This is a genomic window from Pedobacter xixiisoli, from assembly GCF_900215335.1.
GTDB classification, from domain to species: Bacteria; Bacteroidota; Bacteroidia; order Sphingobacteriales; family Sphingobacteriaceae; genus Pedobacter; species Pedobacter xixiisoli.
In genome coordinates this window covers 126,801-139,504 of the sequence record NZ_OCMT01000002.1, presented here as the reverse complement: position 1 = coordinate 139,504, position 12,704 = coordinate 126,801, and the positions used below count along the sequence as shown (strand labels likewise).

Annotated in this window: 19 protein-coding genes and 1 pseudogene; 7 read left to right on the top strand and 13 right to left on the bottom strand. The window is 43.9% G+C overall.

The window, feature by feature from the left end; all coding sequences use genetic code 11:
- Positions 1-30: 30 nt before the first annotated feature.
- The gene (locus CRO54_RS06680; RefSeq protein WP_097130214.1) at positions 31-468 is read right to left on the bottom strand and encodes a hypothetical protein; all 438 of its coding nucleotides are present in this window, start codon (positions 466-468) and stop codon (positions 31-33) included.
- A gap of 674 nt (positions 469-1,142) precedes the next feature.
- Positions 1,143-1,376 (bottom strand): hypothetical protein, encoded by a 234-nt coding sequence (locus CRO54_RS06675; protein WP_138765773.1) that lies wholly within the window; start codon positions 1,374-1,376, stop codon positions 1,143-1,145.
- A gap of 628 nt (positions 1,377-2,004) precedes the next feature.
- Here CRO54_RS06675 and CRO54_RS06670 point away from each other — a divergent pair.
- Positions 2,005-2,472 (top strand): JAB domain-containing protein, encoded by a 468-nt coding sequence (locus tag CRO54_RS06670; protein ID WP_097130210.1) that lies wholly within the window; start codon positions 2,005-2,007, stop codon positions 2,470-2,472.
- 42 nt (positions 2,473-2,514) lie between these two features.
- Here the strand turns inward: CRO54_RS06670 and CRO54_RS06665 are convergent, their stop codons facing one another.
- Positions 2,515-3,060, bottom strand: a complete 546-nt coding sequence (locus tag CRO54_RS06665) for a GNAT family N-acetyltransferase (RefSeq protein ID WP_097130207.1) — start codon at positions 3,058-3,060, stop codon at positions 2,515-2,517.
- Positions 3,061-3,113: 53 nt separating this feature from the next.
- The gene (locus CRO54_RS06660) at positions 3,114-3,623 is read right to left on the bottom strand and encodes a hypothetical protein (RefSeq protein ID WP_138765772.1); all 510 of its coding nucleotides are present in this window, start codon (positions 3,621-3,623) and stop codon (positions 3,114-3,116) included.
- A 253-nt stretch (positions 3,624-3,876) separates the two neighbouring features.
- On the opposite strand from CRO54_RS06660, the gene CRO54_RS06655 reads away from it, so the two are divergent.
- The 6 genes from CRO54_RS06655 to CRO54_RS06630 all read left to right on the top strand — a co-directional run bounded on the left by CRO54_RS06655 (position 3,877) and on the right by CRO54_RS06630 (position 8,422).
- Complete coding sequence (locus CRO54_RS06655; RefSeq protein ID WP_097130201.1) at positions 3,877-4,347, top strand: LexA family protein; 471 nt, start codon at positions 3,877-3,879, stop codon at positions 4,345-4,347.
- A 1-nt stretch (position 4,348) separates the two neighbouring features.
- On the top strand, positions 4,349-5,578 hold the full coding sequence (locus CRO54_RS06650; RefSeq protein ID WP_171047852.1) for a Y-family DNA polymerase: 1,230 nt from the start codon (positions 4,349-4,351) through the stop codon (positions 5,576-5,578).
- A 33-nt stretch (positions 5,579-5,611) separates the two neighbouring features.
- Positions 5,612-6,187 carry a hypothetical protein gene (locus tag CRO54_RS06645; RefSeq protein WP_138765771.1) on the top strand — a complete coding sequence of 192 codons (576 nt, stop codon included), beginning with the start codon at positions 5,612-5,614 and terminating at the stop codon, positions 6,185-6,187.
- A 194-nt stretch (positions 6,188-6,381) separates the two neighbouring features.
- Entirely contained in the window at positions 6,382-7,194 is an 813-nt protein-coding gene (locus CRO54_RS06640) for an SOS response-associated peptidase (RefSeq protein WP_097130193.1), read from the top strand.
- 84 nt (positions 7,195-7,278) lie between these two features.
- Positions 7,279-7,509 carry a hypothetical protein gene (locus CRO54_RS06635; RefSeq protein ID WP_097130191.1) on the top strand — a complete coding sequence of 77 codons (231 nt, stop codon included), beginning with the start codon at positions 7,279-7,281 and terminating at the stop codon, positions 7,507-7,509.
- 10 nt (positions 7,510-7,519) lie between these two features.
- The gene (locus CRO54_RS06630; protein WP_097130189.1) at positions 7,520-8,422 is read left to right on the top strand and encodes a DUF72 domain-containing protein; all 903 of its coding nucleotides are present in this window, start codon (positions 7,520-7,522) and stop codon (positions 8,420-8,422) included.
- A 1-nt stretch (position 8,423) separates the two neighbouring features.
- On the opposite strand, the gene CRO54_RS06625 is transcribed toward CRO54_RS06630, so the two are convergent.
- The 9 genes and pseudogenes from CRO54_RS06625 to CRO54_RS06585 all read right to left on the bottom strand — a co-directional run bounded on the left by CRO54_RS06625 (position 8,424) and on the right by CRO54_RS06585 (position 12,675).
- The gene (locus tag CRO54_RS06625) at positions 8,424-8,765 is read right to left on the bottom strand and encodes an MGMT family protein (protein ID WP_240775052.1); all 342 of its coding nucleotides are present in this window, start codon (positions 8,763-8,765) and stop codon (positions 8,424-8,426) included.
- 38 nt (positions 8,766-8,803) lie between these two features.
- Positions 8,804-9,037: a hypothetical protein gene (locus CRO54_RS06620; RefSeq protein WP_138765770.1), complete on the bottom strand. Its 234-nt coding sequence runs from the start codon at positions 9,035-9,037 to the stop codon at positions 8,804-8,806.
- A gap of 237 nt (positions 9,038-9,274) precedes the next feature.
- On the bottom strand, positions 9,275-9,460 hold the full coding sequence (locus CRO54_RS06615; RefSeq protein WP_097130185.1) for a DUF3606 domain-containing protein: 186 nt from the start codon (positions 9,458-9,460) through the stop codon (positions 9,275-9,277).
- Between the two features lie 65 nt (positions 9,461-9,525).
- On the bottom strand, positions 9,526-10,302 hold the full coding sequence (locus tag CRO54_RS06610; RefSeq protein ID WP_097130183.1) for a DNA-formamidopyrimidine glycosylase family protein: 777 nt from the start codon (positions 10,300-10,302) through the stop codon (positions 9,526-9,528).
- 55 nt (positions 10,303-10,357) lie between these two features.
- Positions 10,358-10,762: a hypothetical protein gene (locus tag CRO54_RS06605; protein ID WP_144371960.1), complete on the bottom strand. Its 405-nt coding sequence runs from the start codon at positions 10,760-10,762 to the stop codon at positions 10,358-10,360.
- A gap of 86 nt (positions 10,763-10,848) precedes the next feature.
- Positions 10,849-11,082 carry a hypothetical protein gene (locus CRO54_RS06600; protein ID WP_097130178.1) on the bottom strand — a complete coding sequence of 78 codons (234 nt, stop codon included), beginning with the start codon at positions 11,080-11,082 and terminating at the stop codon, positions 10,849-10,851.
- Between the two features lie 252 nt (positions 11,083-11,334).
- Positions 11,335-11,598 carry a DUF3606 domain-containing protein gene (locus CRO54_RS21470; RefSeq protein WP_097130176.1) on the bottom strand — a complete coding sequence of 88 codons (264 nt, stop codon included), beginning with the start codon at positions 11,596-11,598 and terminating at the stop codon, positions 11,335-11,337.
- A gap of 146 nt (positions 11,599-11,744) precedes the next feature.
- A pseudogene (locus tag CRO54_RS21465) lies at positions 11,745-12,401 on the bottom strand (DNA polymerase domain-containing protein); the annotation flags it as partial.
- Complete coding sequence (locus tag CRO54_RS06585; RefSeq protein WP_097130174.1) at positions 12,361-12,675, bottom strand: DNA polymerase ligase N-terminal domain-containing protein; 315 nt, start codon at positions 12,673-12,675, stop codon at positions 12,361-12,363. The gene CRO54_RS06585 and the pseudogene CRO54_RS21465, both read right to left, overlap by 41 nt.
- Positions 12,676-12,704 lie beyond the last annotated feature (29 nt).

Below are 12,704 nucleotides of genomic sequence, written 5' to 3'. Positions count from 1 at the left end.
ATATAATTAAAGTCATTCTGGCATGTAAGTTTACTGTCTTTTGTCGGCCATAAAAATCATTATGATAATAATACCGATCAACATCAGTATCTGCAATCGTAGATCCTCTATTAAATAGATAAATGGCAACAGTAAAAGAATGACCAATAGCCCTATTACAAGTGCAAGTCTATTGCAGTTCAATAGCATTCTGATGATAGCTGAAATCCGATCGGCTGTGCTGTTATTCTCTTTGGCGTCATGCAATGCCAGGTACATAATGATAAAGCCCACGATCAGGGCTAACATGCCTGCGCTACCGGTTTCTATTTTCCCTTTGATAAGAGTGGTTGTGAAATCGACTGTTCCTTTGGCGGAAGTTCCGATATATAAAAGATAAATGCCCGAGAATAATAGTAATATCCCTGCGATTAGTGTAATTGTTTTTCTAAATTCCTTTTGGGAATTATAGTTTGACGGTTCTTGCATATCCAAATTGTATGATGAAATTGAATAAAAGAATACCGATGGATTTTTAACTTTAAGTTAAATTTTGGATGTAAATGCCCTCTCTTGAAGCGGCGTGCAAATACACGATTTTTTTTTTTAATAATCCAATAGGTATTTTTTTTTTGCTAAGGCTAATTTTTTCGTGTCTTAGGCAAAATGCAACCTCGTATTTTGAGTAACCATGCTGGGATAAAGCAGGACGAAAGGTTGTTTTCGTTTTGATTATATATTCAATATAGTAAGTTTTTTGTAGAGGACAAATTTTATTTTGAAAAATATTCTGCTTAAAACAGACAAATGTTCAATTTTCTTGTATAAAAACAAGCTGATTTGTGATGTGGTGAATTAACTAATAGTTGATGTTTTTCCAATGTGAAAATCTCTTTAATTCGATGTTGTTTTTACAGAAATATCCGCATTTCATTAAAAACATAAATCAATTTTGATTTGGAAATTCTGCATCCGTGCTTTCTGGTCGGACTAGTCCTGCCAGCCGCTTTACGCTCCCCGATGAAAATCGGGGCTCATGTTCGCTGCTGTCAGGTTTATTTAACAATAGGTAATGCCTCTAATTACATGATGAAATCTCTTGATGTAACAGATAGAAACGGTCTGTATCCCCTTCGAGCTGCTGATAACTGAGGGTTGCGGTTTTATCTTAGCCGGTAACGTAGTGCCACGTTACGGGCGATTTCCTTTAGCAAGCCGTGTTCATCTTCAATCGTACGCTCCAAAATATCCCATTCGCCCAAAGTATTACGGGATATTGTCAGTTCCTCGCCATTAAGTTCAATCTTAATTTCTGAGGTGTCCCTTTCAATCTTTTTGCTTAATATGGTGTAGCTGTAATCTTGACCATTAAAGGTTATGCGCAGTGGTAGACTCATTTGAGCAAAGATAAAGTTTGCCATTGAATGTAATTAACGATATGCAATGTTACTAGTATTGCCTTAGTCAAATCAATTGATTTGCGGTTTCTGTTTGCAATGGTTTTTGTTTGCCAGTATAGCTTTGCTATTTATTGGATTTTTATTGTTCATTATAGTCAATTGGATGTAAGAGCTGACCTGCTTAACGATTCTACCTTCAGGTAAAATATTGAATCTCCAAAAATGGGCTGTCCCCACCCTTACACTAAGGATCCAAAAACGAGCGCGATCTTGCCAAATTCAGAAAATATATGGGCAGATTATCAAGGTCAGTATGATGCTTTTCGCATAGAGCTGAACAGGCGTTGGTATAATCCGAGGCCAGATATTCCCGATATTTGATTTTGAAACAGTTATATGTCAGGAAATAAAACCTTTGAACAGCGCTTTGAAGCTGTTTGTCATATTGTTTATTCACAAAAATAGCTAGCATATTCCATACAGGTTCGCTTCGCCAAGGTAGTCCCAAAAAAAGGGGTATCCCCTCGGGAGCCTCCACATTTTTTTGGCCTCCACCTTGCCCTTGATGGAATATGCTGGCTACAGGGCTCCATAATCAATTTTTATTCATTTAAAATTAAGGATCATGGAAGTATTAAACAGGGAACAATTGAGTATAGTAGCAGAGGTTACATTGAGCTATCGTCCGAAAATCAGACCCAGCCAAAGACCGACAGTAGAGACTTCATCAGACGTTTACGATATTTTAGTTGGTTTTTGGAATATGGATCAGATAGAGCTAAGGGAAACTTTCTGCGTGATACTGCTGAATACCAAAAATAGGGTATTGGGTATTGTAGAACTCTCCAATGGTGGTTTTTCATCAACGGTAGCAGATATTAGGATGGTTTTTTCGGTAGCCTTGAAAGCTTGTGCAAGGTCTATTATTGTTGCCCACAACCATCCAAGTGGTAATCTGAAACCGAGTAATGCCGATATCGATTTGACGAGAAAGCTAGTAGCGGCGGGCAAGATTTTGGAACTACCGGTGCATGACCATTTGATTCTATCTAGCGAGGGGTATTTTTCATTGGCAGATGAGGGATATATGTAGATCTAATGTTTAGGCTTTCTTAATTGGATAATTCCTGTTGCCTCAGTTGTGATAAACATCTTGGACAATATCAAAGCTTGTCCTCTTGAACAGCCCAGCTTTATGTAAAACCCTTATGGCAGAATGGTTTTTAGGATGTGCAACCGCGCCTATTTTCTTAATGCCTCTCCGCTTCAGCTTATCGATAAGCTTGGGAAGGAGTATGCTCATAATACCTTTTCCGGTATGATCATCAGATAGGCAGAATTCTATGAAGTAGGGATATTGTGTCAAGTTATAATGCATTTGCGCTCCTTTTGGACTGATTAGTTCTATCATACCAATCGTTTTGTTCGTCGATTTCTCCGTGATAAAGTACAGCTGGCTCATGCCGTTATATTGATTTAGCAAACCTGTCTGTAGTAAAACTTCGGCTTGAACAATATCAATAAGGTATTTATGGGGAAGAAATAAAGTTGTCTTCTCTTGGTTGAAAACTTGGAAGATATCCTTAATTAAACTGGAAAATCTCTTCAGTTCATTTGCTCCGAAAGGATGTAGGATGTGTTCTTCAGAATCAATTAGTATCGGGTCGTTTGAGGGAGGCATTTGTTGATGGTTTAGTTAGGGAAACGAAATTTATCCTAAAAAGTTTATGTGTTTTAAAAATTAACCGAAAAACTATATTTCTGATTTCCATAATAGTCAGTCAATCTAAAGTAGGTAGCTGCATGTACGATGTAATCTGGATTGTATCGATTATAGTTGTGGACAGCCTGTTCAACCTTGGTCTCTAGTCTTATGTCCATATTTCTGGTACTATCGGCATAGGATTTTACCTGCATGGTAATTTCGTTGTTCCCATCCACTCCAATAATAAAATTATCAAATTTCTTGACCAAGAAGTTGCTCAGTTCGTCCCTGTATCGATTGAGGTTAATGTGTTTGATCACCTGTGTATTATTGTAAGAGAAGACGAATCCGAACTGGGGTTGCTTGTAGGCAAGACCCATCGCCTTTCCACAAAACCGCATAAAGGATTGGTAGTATTTTTCGGGATTTGGCTCTATGAATTTCTCGCTGTAGGATAGATTGACCTGTTCCAGGTTGACCACTACATATTCATTTTTCAGATAGACAAATTTAGGAATTTCGCCAATCGAAGAAGCCATCCTGCTATGAGTTAGGTGCTCCCTTAGGATCTTTACAAATTTTTCCATTTCTGTCATATTGCAAATTTGCTAAATAATTTAGTTAATTTCAAAAATCGTATTTCATATCATTTGCCTTTTAACAGTAGCTTAGAAACGGTTTACCGCATTATTTTGGCATTGTGCGATTTTAAAGAACAAAAAATGTTAGTCAAATGTTAATAAATTACTAAAAATATTAGTATAAATTTGTGGTGTTGATTTATTGAGGATTATGAAAGAGATAACACTTTACCAGAAGGGGAGCGCGACGATACTCATCCCGCTTTTCACAGAGCGCATACATGCAGGGTTTGAAAGTCCTGCCGCTGATTACGAAGAGGCCAGTATTGACCTGAACGATTACGTTTCCAAATATCCTGAAGCGACTTTTTTTGCCAGGGTGGAAGGGGACTGTATGATCGGTTCGGGGATACTTCCCGATGATCTTTTGGTGGTCGATAGGTCTTTGGTGCAGCAAAATGGCGATGTAGTCGTGGGTGAATACAATGGGGAGTTTATTCTTCGCAGTTATTATAAAAAGGGGTCAAGAGTTTTTCTGATGCCGGACAATAAGATGTATAAGCCCATCGAATTGACCGATGGTATGGTGTTCAATATTTGGGGTGTGGTGCCCCATACCATTTACAATCAGCGAAGGAGGAACGGTGGTCGTGTTAATCGATTCGAACAACTTTTACGTTAGTGTGGAAAGGGCTTTTCAACCTTATCTCAAAAATGTGGCAGGCTGCGTGATGAGCAACGGAGATGGCTGTGCGATCGCACTTTCCAATGAGGCAAAGCAGCTGGGCATCAAACGGGGCACTCCTTTTTTTGAGCTGAGGGACATGCTCAACCAGGGAAAGGTGTGGTGGCGTTCTTCCAATTATACGCTCTATCAGGATATGATGCGAAGGATCACCAAGATCATCAAACGTAGTTTTCCCGATCAGGAAATCTATTCGATAGACGAATGTTTCTGTGATGTGTCCGGACATAGATATGAAAACCTGGAGGACAAGGGCGTGGAGCTTCGTGCTAGGATATTAAAGTGGGTAGGGGTTCCAGTGGGGATTGGCATTGCGCCGAACAGGACGCTGGCCAAGATTGCCAATAAGCTTTCCAAGAACACCGAAACAGGTGTGTTCATGATGGATACGCCTGCGAAGATAGAGGAAGGTCTAAAGGCCACGGAAATCGATGACGTCTGGGGCATTGGCCCACGCTATGCCATCAAGTTGATACAGGAAGGAGTTTACACCGCTTGGGATTTTATCCAATTGCCCGAAGACTATGTACTCAAACTGATGACGATACAGGGACGAAGAACGTACAGGGAGCTAAAAGGTGAAAAATGTATGCCGATGGAATATGACAGGCCAGATAAGCAGGCGATTGCTACTGCCAGATCGTTTAGGGGATTCGAAAGGGAGCTGCCGCCAATGGAAGAGGCGCTGGCCAATTACGTGGCCAATGCCGCTTTAAAGCTCCGTTCGCAAAGATCGGTCTGCGCCAAGATTTTTGTCTATGCCCATACCTCAAGGTTTGCGGTGATCACTGATCGTTATTCAGCTGGACAGGAAATTAAGCTGGAGGTAGCTACCAATGATACGGCCCTGCTGATCAAGGAGGCGGTCCGGGCATTGAGGATGATCTTTGTCAAGGGTTATCGTTACCAAAAGGTAGGGATTGAGCTGAAGGAGCTGAAACCTGAAAATCAGGTGCAATCTTCCTTGTTTGATAGGGTAGATGCGGGCAAGAATGAAAAAATGCAAAAGGCACTGCGTGCGATCGATGGGATGAATGCGGTCTATGGAAAGGATACCGTCCGTTATGCGGTAATGGGCTATGAGAAGAAATGGTTCATGAAGCAGGAATATCTATCGAGAAAATTCACGACTAGGCTAGAGGATATAATTGTCGTAAAGGCGGTTTAGAACAATTTGATTTACTGAATGTTAAATGAATGTATGAATAGGGATAATATAGTTATTGGAGGTATGGACCAATTGTCCACCCACCTAAAAAATAGGTTCGTACAAATCAGTGCGATTACCGAATCTTCGGATGGCACCTATTTTATGCTTGATTTTGCTCCTGATACGGCAAAACTCAACCTTTTGATCAAGCAGATGGATGCCTTTATCAAGGGGTATATTGCCGTAAATGGAGATCCGGCTCAAGCTTATGGATTCAATGTCAACTGTGGACGAAAGCTAATCAATAACATCTGGTACAATGATCCAGAGTTTGGACATCGTATAGAGATGCAAATAAACGGGCGTCATCAGAAACTGTTTGTCGTAGATGTAATGGGAGGGACCGGCGACTATAGTGTGTTCAACCAAGATTTCGAATACCTGGGAGAGATTTATATGTTCGCCAATGAAGATGAGGAGGATTACGGGATATTCGCAGAGCCAGATTGGAGCAGCCCAAATAAATGGAGGGCCTCTACAAAGTTGTTGAAGCCATATTTAAAAAGAATTATAGAATTGGTAAACGGTTCCCTTAAGCAGGGGGTTGAACTAATCCCAACGGTATAAAAAAGATATATTACGTTAGATGGTGGAGATCCTGATTGATTATTAAAAAGAAATTTGTCCAAGTATATGTATGAGCGACGAAGGAGCTCGGTAGGCTGACCCTATCGGGCTTTTTTTTATATCAATGGGGGTAATGTCAAACCAGTTCATTTCCCAGCTGTTAATACTTAACTTTAATCACAAATCAAATCAATATGTGCGCACGGTATACTTTGACGGCAGAAGAGAAAGAACTGATCAAAAAGCAGGGCTACACGCTTCGCGGTGAATACCAGCCAGATCCTAACATTGCCATCACCGATGTTGGGTTTATCGTGACCTCAGATGAGCCCGATATTGTTCAGCGCATGCACTTTGGGATCGTGCCACCTGATGCCGATAGTAAAAAGGTAGATTTTTCCTCCTTCAATATCCGTAGTGAGGAGGTATTGGAAAAGCCAACGTTTGAGCCACTGTTGAGACAGCGGAAGACCTGTTTGGTATTGGCAGACGGGTTTTATGAGACGGAAAAGCTGGGAGAAGACAAAAGGCCCTGGCGTTTTGTCACCGAAAGAAAAATCTTCGCCTTTGCCGGAATGTGGTCGGAATGGATCGATGAGAACGGCGAACCCTACCGCACCTATGCAATCTTTACCTGCAAGGCCAATAAGACGGTTGGGGAAATCCATGACAAGGGAAGGATGCCAGTCATCCTGCACAAGATCGATGAGAAGAAGTGGCTGAACAAAAAGATTTCCTTGGACGAGCTGCTATCGCTGTGCGAGCCCTATCCCGATAACAAGATGAACCGGTATCGCGTGAGCAAAAAGGCGCTTGCAGTTTCCACCAAGGCCAAGCCCAACAAGGGCATGGACCTGCTGGAGGAAGTGAAGGATGAGCCAAGACAGGAAAACCTGTTCGGACTGGAGGAACCAAAAACAATCCCGCAGGAAAATAAGGCGCCCGCTAAAAAGAAACAGCCAAAGAACAAAAGGCCACTGCCGCCGACAGGAAATCTGTTTGATTAATGATCTGCACATTTGGCGATAAATTTTGTGATGCCTAAACAAATTCATTTCTTTGGCTGTAGTATCAATAGCAAAATTTAGCAGATGGAACCTTTTGAGATCAGTGCCCTGGTGGGAAATAAGATGGAGCGGCTCACGGTCGTGCCGCAGAATGATGCGCAGGAACAGAGCGAATATGATGTTTATCTGGGCAGCAGAAAGGCTAGGATATGGACCGATTTTTCTATCATGGGCTTAGAGTGGCATTCTGCCGATCTGATTGCAGAGGATACCCTAAGGAATATCGGGCTTGCCATCGAGGGTTATGATGCCTAATTGAACAACTATGGAATTTGGAAGACCTGAAAAGGATATTTTATTGATTGATCATACTTTGCCAGCTGATGGCAGGGTCACGGCGCAGGTGCTGTCTGCTGGCGCTGCCGAACGGACAAAATTCCATGTGGGCTGTGCCAAGTGGGGAAGGAAGGAATGGGTTGGACATCTCTATCCCGATAAGACGCCGGAAAAAGAATTCCTGACAGAATATGGGAAGCGTTTTGATACGATCGAATTCGCAGCCTCTTTTTTTACAAGACCAGATAGGGAAAGTATGGTCAGATGGCTGGATCGGGTGAAGCTTGCCGGGAATGATGATTTTATGTTCATTCCCAAGGTTTCCAAGGAGATATCCCATATCTCCAGACTTGAAAATACCGGTGAACTTTTAAAGGACTTTATCTCGGCTGTAGAAGGTTTTGGTCCGCATCTTGGTCCAATGCTGTTGCAGCTGAGCGATAGTTTCGGTACTAAATATTTCGAACGTATGAAGAATTTTGTGGAGCAATTGCCCAAGGAGCACCGCTTTTTTATCGAGCTGAGGCACGAGAACTGGTTTTCGGACGAGACGTCCCGCCGGAAAGTCTTTGAGCTGTTCCGTGAATATGGGGTGGGTACTGTCATTACCGATACGAGTGGCCGTAGGGATTGCCTGCATATGGAGCTGACCACACCAGACCTATATGTGCGGTTCAACGGCAATGGCGAAGAGCATCAGGCGCATGACCGGCAACGTGTCGATGATTGGGCACACCGGATAGCAGATTGGAAAGGCCGTGGCTTGAAAAATGTCTATTTTATCCTGTCGCAGACCAAGGAACTTGATACCCCTGCGCTTGCGGCCTACGCCATCGAAAGGTTCAATGAGCAGTTGGGCGCTGGCCTTAAATCTGTAGTTTGGAATCCGTAGTTTAGATTTCCTTTAACGGGTCCCAGAAAACTTCCTTAAAATGCTGCACTTGGTCAGTGATGACCTTGATACCCTCCGCTTCGAGCAGTTCCTGCATGCTGGGATGGCTGTAATGGTTTTTTCCGGTCAAAAGCCCATTTCGGTTAACTACTCTATGTATGGGCAATTGAAGATTTGGACGGTGTGCAGCTATCAGTGCCGTACCGACTAGACGGGATGATTTTCCTGCGCCAAGCGCCTTCGCAATGGCGCCATACGTGGTGATCCGTCCTTTGGGAATCAGTTTCACAAGTTCATAGACCTGCTCATAGAATGTTGGTGCGTCATGTTCGGGCATTTCCATGAGCTAAAGATACGAAACGGTTTTTTTGCAAAACTAGGCTAGGCGGCACTTTTATGTTGGCCGTGGCGTCCCCTGGTCAATAGATGAAGGGTGTGGATCGCCATGGCACGTTTGCTCCTGATTTCTTCGGCCAGCAGCTGTTTGGCCAGCGCTTTATAAAGTGCCTTGGTCTGGCCATTGGTCTCCGCAATACCTGGTACCGAGCTGATGGCAAGTGCCAAGGCACAGTCGAAAAGTTGCGGAAGTTTTTTGATGATCAGTGTAGTTCTCATGATAGCAGCAATCATACAATAGCTGTGCCCAAAGTATCTGGTTCAGAAAATTTAATAAAATTTTGAGCTGACAGCTCACCGGCCTTGCTGATGAGCAGATTGAAATAATTGCATTTTCGACTAGTGTACGATAAAACGTTCAGGGAAAGCGACCAATGTACTGCCCCGGCTACATTGTTCAAAAATACAAAGCCTGCTCGTTGAGGCAGGCTTTGTATGAAAATAGGTTGTGAAGAATTAACTGCTTTTCTTTTTGTCGGAGATGTACTTCTCAATAACCTTTCGGTCGTTAGAGCCGGTCGCCCGTTTGGCGCCGGTCACCTGCTGGATGCTGACTCCCATTTTCTCTGCCACGTGGTAGAGTTCATAGTCTTGTGAAGAGTTTACTTTCTTCCTGTCTGTTGCCGTTCCCTTTATTGCCATAATGTTATGATTTAGGTTAATAATGTTTCTTGCTTTATTAACAAATTGGTCCGCCGATTAGTTTATCAATTGAACAATTTCTGCTCATCGGTATAATAGGCCGTTCTTCCGTTGAGCTTTTCCGATTTGATAGGTTTTCCGGTCGGTGATTTTTCGATATTGGCCCCATGGATTTTCATCACATCGCGCAGCTCGCCCCGGAGTTCGTTGCCATTGAGTTCAGCAATGGTTTCGATTGCTTCTTCCAATACCTGTTTCATCAAATCGTAAAGTCGGATGGCCTGTTTTTCGGGAATGGCCTTGGCCGAAGAAAAGGGTGATATCCTAGCTTCCCACAGCAGTTCATCGGCATAGGAGTTGCCGATACCTCGGATTTGTTTCTGGTCCATCAACAGGGTCTTGATCGGTGTGGTTTTTTTGAAGAGCATTTTCAGAAAATCCTCCCTGCCAATGGAAAGAGCGTCGGGCGCCTTTACCGGTGCGGGATTGAGCGTGGGCTTGGCCTGTTTGAGGATGTCGGTGACGGCGAATGAGCCATGTCTACCGAAATCGAAGCGGAGGATTTCGTATTTTGGACTTGGATTTTCTTTGCCCAGGAGTGTCAGTTCGCCCCTGAGCATCAGGTGCAGGCCAAGGATATTGCCGCCAGAGAAGTGGAATTCTAGGGTCTTGCCCTCCCGTTGCACCAGTTCGAGTTTTTTCCCCTCGAGTTTTTTCCTGAGCTCATCTACCGTTACGTTCAGTTTTTTTGCTACGGTGACTTCGACTTCCTTCAGGGGATGTCCCTTGAAATAATGGTTTAGGGTCTTAGCGAAAACGCTTAGGTCTGGTAGTTCTGCCATAATAGGATCGGTTAGGGTTGAATATAGCTTTTGAATAGTTGGCTGTTAGGGTGCATCAGCTTTTTTTGCCTGACTTTTGAGGTGCCTTCTTTTTACTGGGCAGTGCTTTTGATTTTTGAAGTCGCGTGGAAAGGAGCGATTTCCGTAGGGCCCATTGTTGTGTAGGCCCTTGATCGGGTATTGGAAGGCCATCGCCATCGAGCAGACCGAGCGCCTGAGCCAGCGCCCTGCTGCTGTCTATTTTCTCCTGGTTGTTCTCCATCCAGTCCCGTTGCGCTTCAATGTTTGCCTCCATGTAGGCAGTGATGGCTTTTCCAAGGAGCTCAAGTTCTTTTTCAGGCTTTTTGAGTTTTCGCAGAATGACCATCTGTCGGTGCCAAGCGTCTGTATGTAAAGGGTCGCTATTGGTCACCCTGGCATATTGAACCAGGGCAGCGGTGAGCTTTCCCTGTTTTTCCATTGCTAGCGCGGTTTGGAATTTGCTGTAGTTATAGGATTTCCTTGCCATCGAACAAGCCTTTTGATACTGATCGGTTCTAAGTCCGTTTACTCCTCCGGGTGGTCATCATCCTTTTGCGTCTCCTGTTGGTCCTGGTCAAAGGCGTCCGCAAGTTTGGTACCCTTGCCATCTGCGAACTCCATCTCATCTTTTGTATACTCGACTTCTTTTTCCTCACCATGCGCTCCCTTGTTAGTAGGTGCTGCATCCTGTCTATCAACATTCAGCTTTTCTGGATGGTGGATTTTTTGTTCTGCCTGTCTTTTATCGTGATTTTCCATCGTAATTGTTTTTGGTGATAATCTAACAACTTGACGGATATATAGTTTTCTAAAATCCGACCGAAAAAACGCATTCTGCCTTACGGTAGTAATCTGTTAACCTAATATAACTGGGCGCATGGACAAGAGAGCTCGGGTTGTAGCGGTTATAATCATACACAACACGTTCCACTTTGCTTTCTAGCCCCAATTTGTTCCAGTTGTTACGGTAGGTTTTCAGGTGAATATCTATCTCGTTGTCCCTTGTAAGGTTTACCCGCTTAAGAATCGTTTAATGTCACGTACTGAAGTGCCATTGATGGTAATGGCCATTTTCAGTTCCTCCCCTGATATCTGGAACTGTTGGGCCCAGTGTAACATATCCGCAGGATCCTCTGCGTTGATCTGACGGTTTTCTGTTTCATCATCGAAGGGTTCCAGTGTGTCGCCGTCATCCTCGATGGGATGGAGGTAACGAAATTCTTCAGGATCTGGCACCTCATCCTTCTTGTTATATTCATTTTCTTCCTGTAGCATAATCTTCTAACAATTGGTTTAGGGATAAAGTTCTTTCGCTTTTTTGATGGCCTTTTCCAGGCCATGCCCTTGCCCAGCACCCCCTTAAAAATATCGCCTTTTTCACTCACCCGTGCAATGGCATTATGGATGGTGAAATCCTGCATTTTCAGTCCTGGTTTAACTTCCTCCCATTCCAGCGGCATGGAAACGGTCGCTCCCGGTTTTGGTCTTAGCGTATAGGGACCTGCGATAGTGTCGCCCGGTCGGTTCTGTAGAAAATCAAGGTACATCTTGCCCTTGCGGTTGGAAATGATCCTTTCGATGGTGGTGAACCTTGGAATCTGTTTTTTGACGATGCCCACGATGATCCTGGCACAGAGCTAGCTCTGGTCATAATCGTATTTTCCGTCCAAGGGGATATAGATATGGATACCGGTGGAGCCCGAAGTTTTTGGGAAGCTCGGCACGCCGATGGATTCCAGTATTTCCCGACAGACATTGGCTGCTTCGATGACCTTATCAAAATGGTGTTTATCAGGATCTAGGTCGATCACGCAGTAATCCGGGTTATCGGGATGCTCGACCCTAGAGAACCAAGGGTTAACTTCGATGCAGCCCAAGGTGTTGGTCCATAACAGGGTGGCGATATCGTTTCCAACAAGATATTCTTTTGCCTCGCCATCACTGGTCTGGTAGGGGAAGGTCTTTGCCCAGTCGGAGGCGTTGTCCTTCACGTCCTTCTGGTAAAAGCTCTTGCCATGGATGCCGCCAGGAAAGCGGTTAAGTGACAGCGGCCTGTCCCGTTCCCCCGCCGTATTCACTTTTGGGAATAATGCCTTCAAAATCTTTATAATCAAACGGGTGGTCTTCAACCATCATCGCAAGTCGCTTGTCCTTAGGTTTTAGGCTTGGTCCTTTGGGCACCGCCCAGCTTCTGAGCACCCCGGCCATTTCCCAGCGGAAATCATAATGTAATCTGGAGGCGTCGTGTTTTTGAATCACGAAGTTCAGGCGGTCCTTATTGGTGCTTTTGCCCGATCGGGGTTCGTGTGTCTCACTAAAGTCCCTTTTCTGATTGTGTTTTTCCAGTCCCATGGTGTTGATTTTAGTAGCATGTCCTGAGG